Here is a 19,092-nt window from a genome sequence, read left to right as displayed (position 1 = left end):
ATCGACGACAGTTCCAGAAATTGACACAGAGTCTCCTTCAATATTCTCTCCTATTGGAGTGGATTTAGAGTTCTGCTTATAGATCTTATCTGGATACAGAATCGTGGTCGAGTCGTTCTCATGAAAATCCTTCTCTCCCCAGATCGTCAACTCGTCTCCAATTTTAATATTGGCTTCCCGGAACTTCTCCGTATTCATGCTCATAAAAAGAGATAACGCAACAAGCACCCTCTTATGATCAGGAAGCTCTAATACTAGTTGATAAGGGTCCTCCATCACCATGTTGCCATCCATATTAACGACCGCCAGCTGACTTCGGCTATGACTCATAAATTTGATAGCTTCCAGTAGATGCCCTTTGTTCTCTGTATTATCCTGCGTATATTTCGTAGCGAATTTATCCAATTCCCGCTCTACCTTAGTTATGCGGTAATGTTGATAGAACTTCTCAAAGAAAAAGAACTGAGACAAAATAATCATAAGATAGAAACAAGCAAAAAAAATGACAGAAATAATAAACAGTTTAAATGTAATACTTCTATTTCTCATATCCTCACCTACAGACTTCTCTGTAATCGAACATTCTCAATAAAAACACTATAGCCTACTCATTTGTTCTTTATGTGTCCTGTAATGAAGCTGCATAACAGTTTCGTGGAAATCTCTATTACGGCTGACAATCAAGCAATTCACTCTTATAATAGTAACATAGTACAAAGTTACGGCTATTCTATTGCAGTGATATGAGGAGGACTTCCACATGTCTTCACTTCGCTCTTCCCGGTCTGCACAATCTGCTATTCTCGTACTAATGGCTTTATTACTACTATCCATCGTATTTACATCTGAACAAAACTTGATCACAACTCTAAAAGATGAATCCACAGAGGATGTTTCCCCTTACCAAGAGCATCTTACAATCTCAATTGCCTTCTGGGATATCGGTACTGCCTTCGAACGAAATGACCCAATTCTACAGAAGATTGAACAGAAGTTTAATCTGACAATCATACCTGTGAATATCACCAGTTCAGATTATATACAAAAGTTACAAATGTGGGCTACAACGGATAATCTCCCTGATGTATTCGCCCATTCGATCGCCAGCGACTCGCCGGGAATTTATAATGAGTGGATCACACACCAATTGATTAAGCCCTTGCCTGAGGACTTGTCCCCTTACCCCTATGTCGATCAAATCTCCCAAATTCCAGATATCCATACGCTAAAAAAAGAGAATAAACTGTATATGCTGCCCCGAATCGGATATCCAACCAATCGTCTATGGATGCTAGAGAGGGTACTGTTCGTTCGTAAGGACTGGATGGAAGAACGGAAGTTCAAGGATATATCAAGCTTCGAACAGTTCTTGAACATGCTGACGGTCTTTCATCAGAAGACGACCCATGACGGATCGAGACAGGTCGAAGGACTGACGGCTCCTGGCATGAGTATGCTCACTTGGGCACTTAGCCCAACATTTCCGCAATTGGCAACCGAACAATGGGTGTTCGAGGACTCGCAGTGGATTCCGTATTATGCCTCTAAAAGAATGGATGATGTCGTAACGCAGCTACGGGAATTGTATGCTAGCGGGGCGTTGGATCAGGATTTCTACTATATGAAAGAAGAGGACGCCATTCACAAGTTTGTAAATGATGAGGCTGGTGCGCTCGTCTATAAGGCTACACCAGATAGTCTAAGCAAGCTAGAAGATCGCTGGAACGAGCTTCACCCTTGGCAAAAGTTTTATGATGCCGTAGATATACTGCATCAGTGGCCGACGGAGGATGGTTATCGATATTTTTATGCCGCACAGACGTATTGGTCAGAGACTTACTTCAATGCAAAGCTTAGTGACGAAAAGATGGATCGAATTTTGCGCTTATACGATTACCTTCTCTCACCAGAGGGACAGATGCTCACCAGCTATGGGCTTGAGGGCAAAGATTATTATAAAGAGGATGATCTCATCATCATTACCCGGCCCTACGACGAACAGAAGCGGAAGCTTGTCGATCTGGAACGATTCTACCCTTCACTCTCCATCTTCCGGTCATTGGCTTCTTGGGGCAAAGAGCGGAATTTCCGATTTGACCAGACGAACCGGATTAACTTCCGGGATCGCAACATACAGAAGAGTCTTGATGAGATGGAATGGCAGCTTATGAATGCAACGGCCACTCCGACGTATCATAAGATCAACTCGCTCTCCACTCCGGCCAAGGACAATCTTGGAACACTAATTAATCCTATTGAGGATCTTATCAAGGTCACGATTAGTAGTGAGGACCCTATAGCGATGTGGCATAATACTGTGAGACATTATGAACAGCTTGGACTAAGCAAGGCGATCGAAGAAGTCAATGACGCGCTGCAGCAACGGTAAACACCCGAAAGCGATTATATGTAAATAGAGCCCCATCTTACCTACTCGGTTCTCACAACCGCTGCGGGCAAGACGTGGCTCTTTATTGTAATAGCGATTACGTTAACCGATCAATCCGCTTCGCTCCACACTTTCTACGAAATAGCGCTGAGCGAAAATATACAGAATGATGATTGGCGCCATGAACAACAGCTCACCTGCGTTTTTCACCAAATACGCATATAACGGATCATTCAAAGAGAACGAGGCCCACATGACCGGAAGCTTGGTAGATAGTACATCCGTCGAAGTAAGGAATAGGGACACATAATAATTGTCATTCCATTGCCAGACGAAGGAGAACAGTAGAACCGTCACCATAGCGGGTATGGCATTCGGCAGCATAATCCGTGTAAATGACTTCAGCACAGAGCAGCCGTCAATATAAGAGGCTTCCTCAAGCTCAACCGGGATGCCGCGGAAGAACTGGCGAAAGATGAAGATGAACAGCCCGCTCTTAATCCCCATACCAGTAATGGACTGCAGAATAAAAGGCCAGTAGCTATCCAGTAAATTGACCCCATTCTGTCCGGTAAATAACTTGATTAGTCCGAAGATATCAAAGTAGCGATAGTTCAAGTACGTCGTGACCATCATAGTCTGAACCGGTACGATAATCGTAAAGATCACCCCTCCGAATAACAGACCGTTGCCCTTGAAGCGAAGCCTCGCGAACGCAAAGGCAGCAAGTGAGCAGGAAATGACCTGCAGCAGTGTCGATACCCCAGCAATCAGTAAGGAGTTCAGCGCCGTCTTCGGATAGTTGAGCGCTTTGAAGGCGATGCGGATTGTATCCAAAGTGAAGTGTTTCGGTATCCACAGCACGGTTGTGTCATACACGTCCACACGACCCTTGAAGGAGACGGACAACTTGAAGAACAGAGGGTATAAGATGACGAAGCAGAATCCCGTAATCAGTATGGCACGTACAATGACCCAACTCCAATGTTTGACGTGCTGCAATGGGGATATCATCTGCACCCTTCTTCTCATTTTCAAAGCTGCCGCTCTTGCTTCAGTCTGTAACTTCATTTAGATTCCCCCCTTGTTCGTTAATCATAGTAGAACACCTTGCGAGAGATAAGGCCTGTAGTAACAAGAAGAATGATCGAGACGATGAGGAAATAGACCCACGCCATAGCCGCACTTTGACTAAAATTCAAGGACTGGAACGCCGTATCCTTTATCATCTGGCTGAGCTGATTACGGTTATAAGAATCAATGACCGTGTACACCACATTGGTAAGCATAATGGGACTGATCATCGGTAATGTGATCTTCCAGAAGGCCTCATAACCTGTCGTTCCCTCAATCTTTGCGGCTTCATAAAGCGATGGAGAGATCGACTGTAAAGCGGCGAGGAAGATCAGAATCTGTACTCCGGACGAGCTGATGACCTCGTAGATCCGATCTACAGAACCCGTAATATAGGTACCAATTCCGTTGCCTAAGCCTGCTTCAAGCAGCATTCGCTTCAATTCGAAACTCGTAAATGCGAAGGCGCCGCCCTCTGTCGTTGCTCCTGTAATCGAGGCCGCGATAAATGTCATCTGAGAGCTATTCTCCAAAGAGAGAACTGGCGCAGCAAGCAGAACTGGCAAGAAGAAAATCGCTCTTGCGAAGACTCTTCCCCTGAATTTCTGATTGATCAGCGTCGCCACAAAGAGACTGAAGATCGTAATTGAAGGCACGTTGATCACAATATCCATAATCGCTTCAACGAGCGTTCGATTGAAGGTAGGATGCTGCGTGAACAGCTCCTGGTAGAAACTGAAGCCTGCATAGCTCGTATCGAAGCCGCCCTTGCCTAGAGTGAGCTTATTAAGACTGTAGATAAATGATTGATACAGCGGGACAAGGAACAAGAAGATGAAACCAAGCAGCCATGGACTAACAAATAATACTCCCAATCCTGCTTTCTTCTGCCTCAGTGTGAGTTTGTTCCGCTGCTTCAGTCCCCATCTTCGCTTCTCCCCTGTTCGTGTCATCCATTTCGGTAGTCTGCTCATGCTCCTCCACCTCCGATCACGCGATACCCCAGCGCCTTTATCGTCATTCCCTCGACTTCAACTGCCGCACTATTATAGTTCACAATCACGCGGATCCCCTGACCGAAGGTCGTCTCATATACCTGCTCTTGCAGCCTACGATGATTCGTGATCGGCTGATTACGGACCTTCCCAAGCACTTCATTCACCTCTTGATAACACTGTGCCGCTTCATCAATCCAGTTCGCGTAAGAAGCGGAATACAATTCGTTCAGCTTCGTGTCGCGGATCACAGACGGATCGGCATAGAACCATTGATAGACAGGCAGTGCACCGGTCTCCAGCATACGAAGCAGCGTAACTTGAGAGTCCTGGTCCTGCTCCAGGTTCAGCGGTTTTCCAGTATAATCTGCATAGCCATGAATAACAATTGAATAGAACGGAATTTCCTCCGTCTCGATATTAAAACGGCTGCTCCTGAGTGGTGCATTCATGATAATACTGGCGTAAGGAAGACTATAAGCATTTCCGCCGCTAATCATAAGCCGATCTAACTCAGCCTTCATCTCCTCCAGACTATCCGTTACAATTGATTGTGCTTCCTGTCTGGACGTACTCTTCTCTGGTACAACACTGCTGTTCAAATCTTCTCCTAAATCACGTAGAGACAACGAACGGATATTGAAGCTTGTCACATGACTCAGGAACGACTCCACTACGCTCTTGATCTTATCTGGAGCAAGCAGATAATACAGTCTATACGTAAGATTAGTTGTCACCAAGTCGATGTTCTGCCTGGACGCACCTTTGCGATTCAAGAATCTGGCAGCGTCTCGCTGCGCCTTGAATCCTTTGCCATTCTTATATACCCGTTGAAAAGCAACATCAGGATAGAACTCGATTTGATGGTCCTGGGTATATTCAATCAGCTTCTCAAGCCCCTTCGTTCCGCCAAGTACACGCTCCGGCTTAATCTTTGAAGGCAGTGAATGATAATACCCATCATTGAACCAGCCTGAATACTTTAGCTGGATATGCTTGATTCCTTTTAGCTGAAGCTGCTCGAGGATCTCTATCGCTTCGTTAAAGGTTGTTACTGGCTCTACGGTCTCATATGGAATGCCTAGGAAAGTCTTGCGCACCGGGATAGCCCAACCAACTCTACTACCAAGGGAAGCTCACCATTCTCTTGCAGTGGAGTGAGGCTATGCTGCTCTATCAAATATTGGCGATATCGCTCAGCCATCCCCACATAGCTTGCTTTCTCACCGTTCATGAAGCTATATCGGATAGCAATGCCCTGGCTATACATCGCTGAATATTTCGGGATCTGTCTAGTAACAGAACCTGCCCTGAATTAACCGGCTCCATATCCTTCATCCGGAAGGAAGCATTTACATAGTTATAACTGTTCAAGCGTCCGCTCGGCTCAGCAGATATAGTAGCCTGCGCATCTCCCTTCTCAATGATCGCCAATACCGCCTCGTCTCCACGTTTCAGCCCGAATACAGGCAAACGTGATATTTCCTTATATTGAGCTTGAATCAGTTCATTCCCTTTTGGGGTCGCATCCTCACCGTATAGTGGCAGTTCATAGGCCCTTGCCCCCGCATGATTCTGATTCAGCCCGATAAGAGCTCCTGAACCGTCAGGTACGAAGATATACCCTTCTTCGTTAAGCCCGGCAGCACCAAAGAAAGGAAGAAGCTGAATCGAACGAATTGGGAACGCTTCAGTATCCTGGACTTCTGCGGTATCGATATGTGCCAATAACTGCTGCCCATCAAGTTCGTATATAAGTGGCACGATGAAACGGGGTGCCGCGCTCTCCTTAGCAGCAGTATCCCCATCGGCTGTAGCGCTGTCCTGCTTCGCTTCCTCCGCTGTATAGCCGATCGACTGGAGGATTTCCACCACATCCTTCACGATGTAGTCCTTCATCTCCTTACGCTCATACTGTTGCTTATCCTCATTGTAAAAGAACCGGTTACGAAGTCGGCCACGTACCGACTCATCACTAATCTGATCCAGAATTCGCTGCTCGAATCTTTCCTTGCTAATCACCTTCGGTATTGCTTCGAGCCCCTTCTCAGAGCTTCCAATCTCATAGGTGATCTTCACGCCATGCTCCAGCTTCTCGATCTCGAACTGTCCCTTCACGATGCTATCTGCGGCATTGTTAATCAGCGATTCATGTCCCATATCATTGAAATAGGACAGGATTAGCTGGGAATCGAGATCGCTCCGGTTCGTCCCCTTCGCGACCTTATCCGCATCACGGTCAATGGGATTGCTGCTCCATAGCTGTCCTGTGAGCTTATCGCGTACCATCAGTTCCGTAGTCTTGCTATTCAGATATAACTGCAGATACTCATTTTCCGTCACTAGCTCAGTGCCCTGTGGAAGCTCCAACGGCTTCGCCGTTGACGTTAATGTTGAAGATGTAGCCGGAGCTATATCCGGCGATACAGTATCTAACGCCTCGGCCGGGCTCTCCACCGTGTCCGATCCCACTTTATCCTCATGACCTTGAACGCTAGAATCCAATAACTCCGCATCCTTCGGCGACTCATTCTTCCCGGCTGTTCTTGTCTCCTCAGCCCTAATTGTATTTCCTGACAATCCTTCACCGATCCCTGCTGCTAAGATCAGGCTGCAGCAGAGCAGAATGATCCATTTTCTCCTTATGCTCATGTCCGGCCCTCCTTACAACCTTGCCCGAATCTCGATAAAGATCGATTGGGCAAATGCAATCATTTGTTGCAGCAAGCTGAAGCATAGAATACCTAGGAAAACTATAAAGATCATGACAATCACCGTCAGGAATAATGTCAATATTGTCTTGTAGATGCTGTACTGATGCACCGTCATCATTCCAACGAAGAGGAGCCACAGGAACCAAATCACAGCAATGGTCTCCATCAGGTAGTAGAATGTGGCTTCCTCGTACGTCATTATGTTGCTGAATAAGATTTGCGGGATATAGACGATGACAAGTGGAAGCAATGAATAACCTGTCGCCATCACGATATCGCGAAATTTCCCTTCGCCGTCCATCAACGTCGTTAACGACCAGTTAGCGATACAGAACAGCAGGAACGGTAGAGCCACGTAGGTTAACTCGCTGAGGCTGTTCAACTCCGACGGCTTGTTGAAATTCACAATAAACCCGGCATATTGTTGCTTCAGGATCATGACCAGCATCAGCAACATAAGTATAATGATGGCGATCTTCGTGCGCCCCTTCTGCTCGTACTTCATTTCCCAGAACCCGTTAAAGGGACGAAATATCGTATGGAAAGGAGATGCAATAACGCCTCGGTCCACATAGAAAGCGTTGGCTCTGCGCCTTACCCATAGCACCCGGGCTGCGATAACTAGAGCAGTGATTGTAAGCATGCACGTCATAATCGTCCCGAAATGATTCCAGAGAAACTCTTTGCGATACCGCTTGAATGCTTCGGAATAATACTTGCGGTTGTTGCCATGCTTGAAATACTCCATCGCGAGATGATTCTGATCCTTCTTCATCAGAGCCTTGCCGATACCGATATAGGCAATGTCAAAATTGGCATTCAGCTGAAGCACTTCTTCCCAAGCCGTAGTTGCTTCGTCTGCCCTTCCGTTATAATGTGCGATTACCGCCTTGCGGATCAGCTCGCCATATCGGGTTGGAGCAAAGATCGAAAGACGGTTCATCTCCTGATCAAGCACGACCATGCGTTCTCCTAGCATAGCGATCGCCACAGGTTTCTGAAAGTTATCAGATCGCGTCCCGACGCCTCCGAATTGATAGAGCAAATTGCCGTCCCGATCATAGGTGAAAATCCGATTACGTGCCGAATCTAGACCGCTATACATACCGCTCACATCGGATACAACATCAATAAACCTAGAGCTTCCTTCATTTTGCAAATCAGCTGATGCACCTTCCGATCCCTCGATTCGTATTATCCCTACATCTCCGACCGGATTGAAATATCCTTCCCTTCGCAGAATATCCTCTCCGCTAGGGTTAAAGCGCTTGATTGGTGTCATCGGGTTGATCTCTGCGGACACGGCATAAATGAAGCCTCGCTCATCCACATCGAGATTGCTAAATTCCACAGGCAGGAACAGCTCCATCTGCTTCGACTGCTCTTTCGTAGATAATCGTTTCCATAGCAAGTCTACTGGGCTGAACCTCACTTTGTTCGTACCAACATATCCCTTGAAGCTACCGTTAGCATCGAATTCCATAATTCCTTCATAGGCTCCTTGTGCGATAACATAGATCCGATTTGCTAGATCCACAAAGATCTTATTCGGAAAAAATTGGAACCCCTCTGGTAATACGCTTGATTCAGGCGCTTCAATCACCTGGAGTAGCTGGCCTTCCGCATCCAGCTTCACAATTCGCTGATTCTGTGTATCGGCAACATATAGCATTCTGTCTTTATCTGCATAGAGGCCATAAGGCTTGTTGAAGCTATCCGGCCTACCATTATTCTGAAAATCCTTAATTATACGAATCAGTTTGCCCTGCTCATCCAGTACCACGATTCGGTTATTCCCGGTGTCGGCGATATACATACGATGATCACCCGCGACAAATACGTCCTGCGGTGTGTTCAAATCACCGATACCCAGGTCGGTACCGTAGATATGCTTCTCCGCCAGATAAGGATATGGCGCTGGCTCTGCATCGCCCCAATAGGAATAGTTATAGCCATAATCAGGCAACGCATGAACCTCAGAAATCGGAACGATGAACAGGCTAATTAGTACTAGAACGGAGGTCATCCTTCGTATCCAAGTCAATTGTGATCCCTCCTTCTCTTATTCTTTGAGTCCTGAGGTAGACATTGTCTGAATAACACTGCTCTGTGTCAGCACAAAAATCAATACCGGTACAGTCATCATAATAAGTGCGGCTGCAGCCATTGGACCCGAGCGGTAGAAGCCTCCCCCAGGAGCTGACTGAACACATAGTCCATCGTCTTGAGCTGTTCACTGTAGATGTACGATGCCCCCTGTGCTCCGCTTCCGGTTCCCCATAAGCCCTTGAAAGAGAAGATGATCAAGGTCAGCCAAGCCGGCTTTACCATCGGCATGACGATGCTCCTGAAGATACGAAATTCACTGGCTCCGTCGATCTTGGCCGCTTCGATCAAAGCATCGGGAATCTGCTCCATGAACTGCTTCATCAGGAACAGTCCAAGTGAAGTAGCAAACGCCGGGAATATCAAAGCCCAGTATGAATTAAGAAGGCCAAGCCAGCTTATTGTGAGATAGTTCGGAATTGAAGTAACCTGTGAAGCGAACATCAGCGAGAGCACAACGATCATGAACAGTATATTTCCTCCTGGAAGCTTTAGCTTCGCCAGCGGATATGCAGCCATCGAAGCCAAAATTACGTGACCTACCGTTCCTGTCAGGGCAACGAAGATCGTATTAAACATATATCGTGACAGCGGTACCCAAGTATTGGAGAAGATCAGGATAAGATCATAGAAATTATCTAGCGTCGGAGAGCGCACGATAAAGGTCGGTGGAAATAAGAACAGTTCATCAAGCGGCTTCAGCGCTGTGCTGATCATGAATACGAAGGGTGCTCCCATAAAGACGCCCACACTCGCCAGAAGGAGAAACAGGACAATATCCATCGAAAAAGAACGGTTCAGCTTCTTCTGTCTGCGCCATCTCCACTTTATCGTCCATTTCATCGGATTACTCACCTACCTTCTTCAAGAGCTTCTGTACGATAAGATTCGATCCTAGCATGATCGCGAAGAGCACCGTCGCAATCGCACTTGCGTAACCCATCTCGAAGCGGATGCTCCCATAGTCATTCAGATGAGTTACAATGGTGTGCCCAGCATACTGTGGACTTGGAAAACCCACCATATTCGTCGCTACATCGGCGACCGCGAACGATGACGTAATCTGCATGACGGCGCCGAACATAAGCATGGGTCTTAGAGAAGGGAGCGTGATGAACCACAGCTCCTGCCAGCGATTGCGAATCCCATCGATGGCTCCCGCTTCGATCAGTGACATATCCATCCCTTGTAGTCCTGCAATGAAGGCCAGGAACGCCGTTCCCAAGCTAAGCCATAGCTGCACCAGCATAATAATGAATAGCATATATTTCGGATCCTGAAGCCATTGAATCGGTTCCAGGATGAAGCCCCATTTCATAAGAAATGCATTGACATAACCGAACGAGTCTCCTGAGAATGCTACCTGCCAAATCAAATACACGTTGCCTGATATAGATGGAGCATAGAATAGAAGCGTAATAATCGCACGAATCCGTGGCGGCAGTTCGTTAATTAACCAGGCTAGAAAGAAGCAGGAAATGTAACTGAGCGGTCCCGTAATGACAGCAAATAGTAAGGTATTCTTCAAGGCGATCAGGAATACTTCATCCTTGATGAACAGATTCGCATAATTGTCCCAGCCGATGAATTTTGGAGGCTCCAGAATATTGAAGTTCGTGAAGCTGAGTCCAAGTGCCATAAGCACAGGAAAAGCCGTGAAGATAAAGAAGAGGATGAAGAATGGGGCAAGCAGTATATACCCTTGCCGCTTCATCTTCATTTCACGGAACAGCTGCGCTATCCTCCCCTTCTCGGGTCCCCCCAGACGATGCAATTTGGGATTCGGAGCGATCTCTTGAACCCCTTGATTGGATAGTGACATATGTTGAGACGCCTCCCTTTCGCTTTTGATCACGAAGTGAATCTAGTAGTTTATTCGGCATCGAATCTTGAATTAAACCTTCTCGGTGCTGAAAAGCGACTTATTAATCCGGCAACCCGAACTCCTTGCGCTTCTTCGTGATCTCGTCATTGATATAGTGCGTGTACAGATCGATCGCTTCGCGAGGGTCTTCACTCGAGATCACGACACTGCGGAATGCATTGTCCAGATGACGACCAGTGAAGTAACCACCTGCCACTTCCGGAATGCCTCGCGCCCATGGCCATTGCTCCATCAGCGTCTTATAATCCTTCGTCTGCCACGGAATACGGGCCACTGCATCCAGATTCGCCGTCGGATTACGGCCGGCGGGGCCCATTAATCCTTCCAGCTCCAAGCTGTACTTGGCCTGGTTCTCAGTACTGGTCCACCACTTCATGAAGGCCCAAGCCTCATCCTTGTGCTTGCTGGCCTCCAGCATCACTGCGGCTGTTCCATTGGCCGGTACATCGCGGCGGATCGTTCCATCCGGCTGCTTCGTCCCCGGGACTACAGTAAAATCCCACAGACCCTTTAGCTCAGGAGCTACGACACTGATGAGATTGAATCTGGTGTAATCATCAATGGCGATCGGCATCTCACCGCTACGGAAGCGGTTAACGAAATCGGTTGTAAGCGGAAGCTTATACGTCGTATACAGATCGGTCCAATCCATAAATGTCTTGATCGACAGCTCTGTAGCAAGCGCGCTCGCTTTGCCTCCTTCTTTATACAGTTCTCCACCGTTTTGATACAGCATCATCCCGAAGGTTGGATTTACCGGTAACGAAGAACTTTCTTGAACGTTGGAACCGAGTTTAACCAGCACCTGGATAGGAAAACCGAATAGCAGATTATGCTTCTGCAGCTCTGGAATCATCGTGAAGACGTCATCCCAAGTATCCGGTACTTCCAGATTCATCTCTTCCAATATGTCCTTGCGATAATAGAGGACCGGGAATCCCTGACCCATCGGCAGCCCATAGATCCCCCGTTGAATTGGTAAGGAACCATTGCACTCTCATGGAACCGCTGCTTCACCTCATCGAATCCAGGATATTTGGACAGATCCTCAACCGCATTACGGAGCGCATAGTTCACAGGCTTGTCGTTACCCAAGGGGAATGCCACATCAGGTCCCCGTCCAGCCAGCATCGCCTGCAATAATACTCCTTCACTGACGACTTTAATGTCCACCGCTATCCCAGTCTCATTCGTGAATGACTCATCAATCAGTCGTTTGACAATCTTCGCCTGATCTATCCCCATGGTCGTCCATACCGAGATCTTCTTATCACTGTCCTTCGCGGCCCCAAGCGCGTTGAAATCGGTGAAGAACGATAGCATGAAGGACCCCGTATTGTATTTGACCTTGCTCCAGAAGCTGGCTTTAGCTGACGGAAGCTTCTCGTCAGGGGAAGCAATCACCAGGTAATCGATCGACAGCGGCATGTAGTTGATCGAATATATCCAATCGCCTAGTGAGCTGGTGTTAGACTTGAAGGTCTCTAACCGTCTGGCAATCGTCTCCGGGTTTTGCGCCATGTCACGAAGTTGAACAATCAGCCGCGTAAGCGCCGCCGTACGATCCCCTCCCTCTGCGAGCCGTTCGGCTTGTTCGACGACGGTTTCGAGAATATCGGCTTGATCCAGCATGGTCTGTACAAGATCTGGAAGCTTCTTATCCAGTTGATAGTCTCGATATTCATCCGGAACCGTGCCGGTTATCATAATGATGTGACGGTACATGCTATTAAGCTCAAGCACGCTGGACTCTACAATACGCAGCAGATCCGCCATCTCCCCCAGGGTAACTTCCATCTTGATCTCATGCTGTCCCTTAGTAAGGTAGAATAAATATGGCTCCGCCTTGGAAGAATCACCTGGATCCGCGCCCAGTTCCTTCATCTCCCAATCGGTCGAGAAAGGGAAACCAATGTCCACCATCTCCACAAAAGGAAGATTCCCATCTATGTACATTTTGCGATAGGAGGTCATTCCCCGTTGGAAATTCTGCTTCGCCTTGATCCCAATATGATATAGTCCGTCCTTCGGAACCTCGATATTCCAAGTCAACCATTGCCCGGCTTCCGACCAGTTATAACCGCCGATCGTGTTCAATCGTATCTTCGTTAGATTGTAAGGCTCCGTCGAACGAGTTCGATCCATCATCGGATACAGCACCTGGCTTGACTTCAGTACAGCTGCCTCACCCTGGATCTTCAGCAGGACGTTAGAAGCTGGAGCATAGCCTTGAACATCATAACCAGCGGATACCTGTGCATAGCTGAGTACTTTATCAGGTTGCTTCAGGGTAATCGTATCGATCAGCATTCTTTCTCGCGCCGATACGAAAGTCAGCGTATGCTGTCCCTGGGAGAAATAATAGAAATACGGATCCGTATGACTCCCATCCGGGCTTTGTACATAATTCTCCTGCCAGAGCGGCTTCTCGATCTGTTTCTGATACAGATCATTGCCGCGATCATCCTGCTGCATCTCTCCCTCATTGGCCCAGATCCGGTGGAACAGTACATTTTTACTCTCGGTAAAAGGAAGATCTCCATCGATATATAGCTCCCGGTCAATATCCGCACTCTTGCCTTCGAGCTGATAATAACGAACAGCGATCTGGAACATACCTTCCTGTGGTATATCAAATGTCCACGTTAAGCTGCCTTCCTCGTCCGTCTCCACCGCCTGTCCGCTTAATCCAGGGATTCCCTGCACAATGCTCGGACTCATCCCATCTGCACTGGTGAAGCTCTCTCCTTCAATCACGATCTTAGTGTCCGGCCGCGGTGCATTCTGGTGCTGAGCCAAGTATTGGTCATAGCTTCCATCCTGATATTTCTTCGGTATGACTTCCTGTTTGGCGTTCCGGGCAGTCCCCGCTGCGTCTGCTTGCGTAGACCTCGTCAGGTAGAACGTACCTGGCAGAATACAACTCGCCCCAAGTACCATGATGAGCACAAGCTTCAGCCAACGCCCCTTGACGATTGAATTTCTATGAACTGAGGGCATACCCATCCTCCTTCCATCTAAGAGGGACACCCCAAGCGATAAATACGCCTTAAGGGTGTCCCGCTATGGCTCTGTGGTTATTTCTTTAAGGTCACATCGATGGACGCCTGCGTTAATGGCTTAATTCTCGCCAGCTCACTGGCCGGTGTGCCTTTACCGCTCATAATGTTGTCAATCGCTTCTTTGAAATATCCTTGAAAGCCCTCATAGGCCTGGTACTGTAACACCGTACCGTTGCCGAGCATTTTCCGTAAAGTATTGAGGGCCTCTTGGTTCCTGAAGTTCGCTTCCTCACCACGGATGACCAGGTCGTAGCCCTTCTCCTTATCGCGTTCATAGAGCTCCATCCATACCGCCATTACATCCTTCGGATTCTCAACATCTTTCATCAAATGCCACATATTCACGGTCGTTGGTACGACATATTTGTCCGCCTTCGGACCTTTCGGGTAGAATACATAGCCCCAATCATCAGCCATGCTGCCATTGAAGTCATAGGCTACCCAGCGATAGCCTGGATAGAAGAGTGCTGTTCCTTCCGAGAAAGTGCCACCTACGACCTTATGAACGTTGTACAGGTCTGATACAAATTGAATGGCTTCCATCGATTCAGGTGAATCGTAGGTGATTTTGTCATCCTTCGTAACGAAGCCATTATTCGAGTAGATGAATGGAATAGCTAGCGACAGGGTATCACCATATTGAGTAACACCGAATACCCCGTCCTTCGTTACCGCCTTAGCAAGCTCAAGGAATTTATCCCAGGTCCACTCGCCCTTTTCTTGCAGCTCGTATGGATCCTCTAATCCATTCTTCTGAATAAGCGTCTTGTTATAATAGAAGCCGTTTCCGTTGTTATCGTTTTGAGTAAAGCTGTATTGTTTGCCATCATATTTGCCGGAGCTTAACATAATATCGTTCCAGTTGGGGTCATTCATATCGACCAGATCATCGATGTTGCGAATATACCCCTCGCTTACCATCTTCGGTATAGTCCATTCCAAAGGCATCCATATGATGTCAGCAAACGGCTGGCCAGCAACCGATGTTGTAATGACCCGCGACTGAATCTGATCGAATGGTACAGTCACATATTCAATCTTGCAATTGAATTTCTCCTCTACCTTGCGCTGCATTTCTTTCTCCTCTTCGGACAGATAGTTCTCCATACCCCACCATTGTCCGAGTCGGATCGTTCTGCCCTTCAGATCAATTTTCTCATCTACAGGAGCTGTACTTGCAGTCTCATCCGCTTTGTTCTCCTCTTCCTTCACTGGCTCACTACTGTTAGTTGTAGCAGGCTTCGGGTCTGTCTTAGCCGTATTATTCGTAGTTCCTGATGAACAGGCTGCAAGCATGACTATCATCGTGATCATGAGCAGCGCTGCTAGCCACTTTCGCTTCATTTCAGTTCCCCCTTATCATTCGTTTAGAAAAACCCTTGCCTTGTGCCTTCTTGTAACCGCTTTCTTCTATAAACATCTCTCATTGTAGAAGATTATGCTTAATGCTCATATCGAGGCATTATCGTTATTTCTCTCCATATAAAAATAACCCCGAGACCGGGGCTATTCACAGACCGGTCTTAATTTCTAAGAATGGTCCATATTAAAACTAAAAAGAAGACATACCACGTATCATAGTTCTGTCCTAAACTGGGACGAGTCTTACCCATGAATTTTTTGAACATCCTTGTGAAATAGAAATAATCCATATACCCTGACTTCTCCGCTATTTCTCCTACGAGTAAGTTCGTGCCTCTGAGAAGCTCACAGGCATAGGCAATGCGCAGCTTCGCAATATATGCCGTGAATGTCTCGCCAATCTCCTTCTTAAATAACTGGCTAATATAGCTTGGATTCGTATAATACTGCTTCGACAGCAATTGAATCGACACATCCTCGGTAAAATGATTGTTTACATACGACAAAATAGCGCGGAACGTTTCATTGCTTGTCTGGACCATCTCTTTATCTTGGGTATGAAGGACAAAGCCAGCGACACATTGACGAAGATCCTGCAACATCTCTTGAACCGAATCATATGACGTCAGCAATTGTTCGCGACTATAGAGCATGTGCTCCTCATAATCCAGCTTAAAGCAGTATAAGTAAGCGTTCACAATATGATGCAGCTGCAATGCATGCTGGACCGTAAGCGAACCGCTATGGAATAGTAGAGAAAGCTTGTCAAAAATACGGTGGATACGCGCCATGTCCCCCACTCGCATTACCTCATCCACCTGTTTGAGCAGGTCTTTAAAAGATCCTGCCATACTCGGCTGCTTCCGGGCAATTATGAAGCCGCCATGGATGAAATACTGATCGGCCAGTTCATTAGCTTCTTTCACCGCACGGCGCAAGTCCGTACGCATTGCTGATCGTTCAGTGACACCAACTCCATAGATCTTCAAGCCACCCTCTCCCTCGGAAACTGGAAGATCCACAATTCTCCGCTCCTCAATATAACTGATCAGTTCTTCTATATGATAATAGGGAACCAGAAAGAGATGCTTCGTTCTACCGATCTTGGCGTACAGATATGGCTCAGGGAGACCAGGTCTGACCACACTTGGAGAAGCTAATACAATGACGCCGATTGAATCGCCTGGACTTCTGATCACGGACAAATCCTCTAACCTATTCAATAGCCTCAGCATTTGAACCTCATCGGGCTCCTCCAGAAAACCAAGTATCATCGTCTCATTATCAATGGAGGCATCACTTGCGCCGATTTGGTGCGATGATCGCTCACGTCGAAGCTTGATCAGAATAGATTCGATCTCTGCCTCATCAAAGGGCTTCAGACAATACGCGATCGCGCCATAGGATATCGCCTTCTGGGCATAGGCAAATTCCGCATAGCCGCTGATCAGAATATAATCAACCCCAGGAGCCATTATCTTGCCACGCTTAACTAGTTCAAGTCCGCTCATTCCTGGCATCCGAATATCTGTGAAGACTACATCCGGCTTAAGGATCTCCAACATGGAGATAGCCTCGGTTCCGCTGTTTGCCGTACCGACCACCTCGAACCCAAGAGTATTCCAATCAATGCTTGCCCTAAGGCTCTCGATGACCCACGGCTCATCATCCACCAGTAATACCTTTATCTTCATCGTGCACCTCCGCCTTTAGATGAAAGTGTTAGTTGTACCCAAGTACCTTGACCTGCCACACTCTGGATATCAAGTCCGTATGCAGGCCCGTACATTAACTTTATCCTGGCATTCACATTAGTAAAGCCAATGCTTCCTCCACCCTTCGGGGATAGCAGTTCCTTCGGCGACTCCTGTAGCGTGGACCTCAACCATTCCAACCGTTCAGGCTCCATCCCAACGCCGTCATCCTCTACTGTGATGATGAGATCAGAATCTGTGTTTCTCATAGCACGGATTCGAAGCAATCCTGGCTCCTCTTTCATTTCAAGACCATGAAAGATCGCATTCTCGACGATAGGCTGCAGTATCATTTTAGGTACTGGACATTCCAACGCCGCCTCTTCGATATCCATCGCTACCTGAAATCTTGAGCCAAAGCGAAGCTTCTGAATATGTAAATAAGATTCGATAATGGATAGCTCTGTCCTCAGCGGTACCAGGCTATCCCCTTTGATGCTATAGCGAAATATACTGGCTAGAGCGGAAGCTGAGGCACGAATCTCCTGTGCTCCCTGTACAGCAGCCATTCCCTTGATCATCTCCAGTGTATTGTATAAGAAATGCGGATTAATCTGACTACGGAGATAAGACAGCTCCGCCTGCTTCTTCTCCAGCTCTGATCCAAGCAGCGCCGTGTTCGTATCCAGCAGTTCTTTCGTTAGAGTATCAATCTGATTCATCATTTTATTGAACTCATTGGCTACTACGGTAATTTCCACATAGCCATCCAAATCGATTCTATGCTTCAGCTTATCCAGATTACCGCGCTTGACTGTGTTCATATAGAACATCAGTTTCTTCAAGGGGAGTAGGATATTATTCGTTAGAATCGCGAACAGGACTACCATCACAATTCCAGCAACAACGAAGATTATGCCAAAGAAAATGCGAATGGAATTCAAATTCCGCATCAGTTCATCCTTCGGGATAATGCTGACGATCGAGCTCTTAAGCTCTGGAAGGTACTCGCCCTTGGCTATATAGGTTCTTCCGTTCCATGCTAGCTCCTTCTCTTCATCACTCATTAGATTTTGATCACGATTGAGGACCTCAAGTTGACTCTCCAACCCTTCCGTATCGTCGCTTGAGATGAGTCGATTGTCTTGATCCAAGAAGAAGGCTTGGGAGTTCATATCCTGTGAGATACTGTTAATGCCTCCCATGAGAGCATTCGGAGAGATGACAAAGTACAGCGTACCTATCGATTCATTGAAGCGCTCACCGGGTTGCGCATACTTAATATGAAAACCGATCAGGAACAAGCTTGACGTTGAGTACTGATCCCATGCATCTCGGGTCGTAAAGTACTGGAACGCCTCTCCCTCCGCGAGTTGTTGCTGATATGGAGCTATCATTCTTCGGCTTCCCCGATATCCATCCAGCTTCCATCATCGCCGACCACCAAAATATCGAGGATTCCTTCCTTGAGTGTCCTTGTATTAATCAGCAAGCTCTCCACTCGCTTACTAAGCATGAATCGTTGCACTTTATCTTCTTCAATTAGAAAACTCTGAACATCGCTGTTAAATGCAATGTTCGTAATGAGGCGTTCCAATACGTCCTTGTTCGCATATATCGTCTGCTTCATCTGAAGGATCAGGTCGCTCGTCGCCTTGTTGTTGTTCGACTTCACAATCTTCGCCATCTGTAGATAGCTAGCCGACAGAATGATCAGTATAATGATTGCCAAAGTAAGGGCAATGAAGGTTAACTGTGAGCGAATGGTCAGCTTGCGTAGAAGTGCCAAATCTCCCTCTCCTTCTTCCGAT

12 protein-coding genes and 2 pseudogenes are annotated in these 19,092 nt (G+C 47.1%); 1 reads left to right on the top strand and 13 read right to left on the bottom strand.

Annotated elements, in window-relative coordinates:
- Nucleotides 1-760: 760 nt before the first annotated feature.
- On the top strand, nucleotides 761-2,389 hold the full coding sequence (locus RE628_RS13265) for an extracellular solute-binding protein (RefSeq protein WP_309159106.1): 1,629 nt from the start codon (nucleotides 761-763) through the stop codon (nucleotides 2,387-2,389).
- 102 nt (nucleotides 2,390-2,491) lie between these two features.
- Here RE628_RS13265 and RE628_RS13260 read toward each other — a convergent pair whose 3' ends face one another.
- The 13 genes and pseudogenes from RE628_RS13260 to RE628_RS13195 form a co-directional block, all read right to left on the bottom strand.
- Nucleotides 2,492-3,460: a carbohydrate ABC transporter permease gene (locus tag RE628_RS13260; RefSeq protein ID WP_309159105.1), complete on the bottom strand. Its 969-nt coding sequence runs from the start codon at nucleotides 3,458-3,460 to the stop codon at nucleotides 2,492-2,494.
- Between the two features lie 20 nt (nucleotides 3,461-3,480).
- On the bottom strand, nucleotides 3,481-4,437 hold the full coding sequence (locus RE628_RS13255) for a carbohydrate ABC transporter permease (RefSeq protein WP_309159104.1): 957 nt from the start codon (nucleotides 4,435-4,437) through the stop codon (nucleotides 3,481-3,483).
- Nucleotides 4,434-5,728 (bottom strand): annotated as a pseudogene (locus RE628_RS13250) (DUF5696 domain-containing protein). The gene RE628_RS13255 and the pseudogene RE628_RS13250 overlap by 4 nt, the downstream one beginning before the upstream one ends.
- The gene (locus RE628_RS13240; RefSeq protein ID WP_309159101.1) at nucleotides 5,689-7,110 is read right to left on the bottom strand and encodes a DUF5696 domain-containing protein; all 1,422 of its coding nucleotides are present in this window, start codon (nucleotides 7,108-7,110) and stop codon (nucleotides 5,689-5,691) included. Before RE628_RS13240 ends, RE628_RS13250 begins: the two are co-directional and overlap by 40 nt.
- A 12-nt stretch (nucleotides 7,111-7,122) precedes the next feature.
- Complete coding sequence (locus tag RE628_RS13235) at nucleotides 7,123-9,216, bottom strand: YIP1 family protein (RefSeq protein WP_309159100.1); 2,094 nt, start codon at nucleotides 9,214-9,216, stop codon at nucleotides 7,123-7,125.
- Nucleotides 9,217-9,234: 18 nt separating this feature from the next.
- Nucleotides 9,235-10,121, bottom strand: a pseudogene (locus RE628_RS13230) (carbohydrate ABC transporter permease).
- Nucleotides 10,122-10,125: 4 nt separating this feature from the next.
- Nucleotides 10,126-11,100 carry a carbohydrate ABC transporter permease gene (locus RE628_RS13225; RefSeq protein ID WP_309159099.1) on the bottom strand — a complete coding sequence of 325 codons (975 nt, stop codon included), beginning with the start codon at nucleotides 11,098-11,100 and terminating at the stop codon, nucleotides 10,126-10,128.
- 103 nt (nucleotides 11,101-11,203) lie between these two features.
- Nucleotides 11,204-12,112, bottom strand: coding sequence for an ABC transporter substrate-binding protein (locus tag RE628_RS13220; protein ID WP_309159098.1), 909 nt, complete (start codon nucleotides 12,110-12,112; stop codon nucleotides 11,204-11,206).
- Nucleotides 12,058-14,163: an extracellular solute-binding protein gene (locus RE628_RS13215; protein ID WP_309159097.1), complete on the bottom strand. Its 2,106-nt coding sequence runs from the start codon at nucleotides 14,161-14,163 to the stop codon at nucleotides 12,058-12,060. The genes RE628_RS13220 and RE628_RS13215 overlap by 55 nt, the downstream gene beginning before the upstream one ends.
- 77 nt (nucleotides 14,164-14,240) lie before the next feature.
- Entirely contained in the window at nucleotides 14,241-15,569 is a 1,329-nt protein-coding gene (locus RE628_RS13210) for an ABC transporter substrate-binding protein (protein WP_309159096.1), read from the bottom strand.
- A 179-nt stretch (nucleotides 15,570-15,748) separates the two neighbouring features.
- Nucleotides 15,749-17,281, bottom strand: a complete 1,533-nt coding sequence (locus RE628_RS13205; RefSeq protein ID WP_309159095.1) for a response regulator — start codon at nucleotides 17,279-17,281, stop codon at nucleotides 15,749-15,751.
- A complete protein-coding gene (locus RE628_RS13200; RefSeq protein ID WP_309159094.1) occupies nucleotides 17,278-18,678 on the bottom strand; it encodes a sensor histidine kinase in 1,401 nt (466 codons plus the stop codon). Before RE628_RS13200 ends, RE628_RS13205 begins: the two co-directional genes overlap by 4 nt.
- Nucleotides 18,675-19,070: a hypothetical protein gene (locus RE628_RS13195; RefSeq protein WP_309159093.1), complete on the bottom strand. Its 396-nt coding sequence runs from the start codon at nucleotides 19,068-19,070 to the stop codon at nucleotides 18,675-18,677. The genes RE628_RS13200 and RE628_RS13195 overlap by 4 nt, the downstream gene beginning before the upstream one ends.
- Between the last annotated feature and the right edge of the window lie 22 nt (nucleotides 19,071-19,092).

This window comes from Paenibacillus sp. D2_2 (genome assembly GCF_031199965.1).
Lineage (GTDB): Bacteria > Bacillota > Bacilli > Paenibacillales > Paenibacillaceae > Fontibacillus.
Note: the sequence above shows the minus strand (reverse complement) of the source record. Positions and strands in the feature narration are given on the sequence as shown.

Coding starts and splice junctions, on each gene's coding strand:
- RE628_RS13260 (WP_309159105.1), bottom strand. CDS start 3,460: ATGAAGTTACAGACTGAAGCAAGAGCGGCAGCTTTGAAAATGAGAAGA.
- RE628_RS13220 (WP_309159098.1), bottom strand. CDS start 12,112: ATGGGTCAGGGATTCCCGGTCCTCTATTATCGCAAGGACATATTGGAA.
- RE628_RS13215 (WP_309159097.1), bottom strand. CDS start 14,163: ATGCCCTCAGTTCATAGAAATTCAATCGTCAAGGGGCGTTGGCTGAAG.
- RE628_RS13205 (WP_309159095.1), bottom strand. CDS start 17,281: ATGAAGATAAAGGTATTACTGGTGGATGATGAGCCGTGGGTCATCGAG.
- RE628_RS13225 (WP_309159099.1), bottom strand. CDS start 11,100: ATGTCACTATCCAATCAAGGGGTTCAAGAGATCGCTCCGAATCCCAAA.
- RE628_RS13200 (WP_309159094.1), bottom strand. CDS start 18,678: ATGATAGCTCCATATCAGCAACAACTCGCGGAGGGAGAGGCGTTCCAG.
- RE628_RS13240 (WP_309159101.1), bottom strand. CDS start 7,110: ATGAGCATAAGGAGAAAATGGATCATTCTGCTCTGCTGCAGCCTGATC.
- RE628_RS13210 (WP_309159096.1), bottom strand. CDS start 15,569: ATGAAGCGAAAGTGGCTAGCAGCGCTGCTCATGATCACGATGATAGTC.
- RE628_RS13255 (WP_309159104.1), bottom strand. CDS start 4,437: ATGAGCAGACTACCGAAATGGATGACACGAACAGGGGAGAAGCGAAGA.
- RE628_RS13265 (WP_309159106.1), top strand. CDS start 761: ATGTCTTCACTTCGCTCTTCCCGGTCTGCACAATCTGCTATTCTCGTA.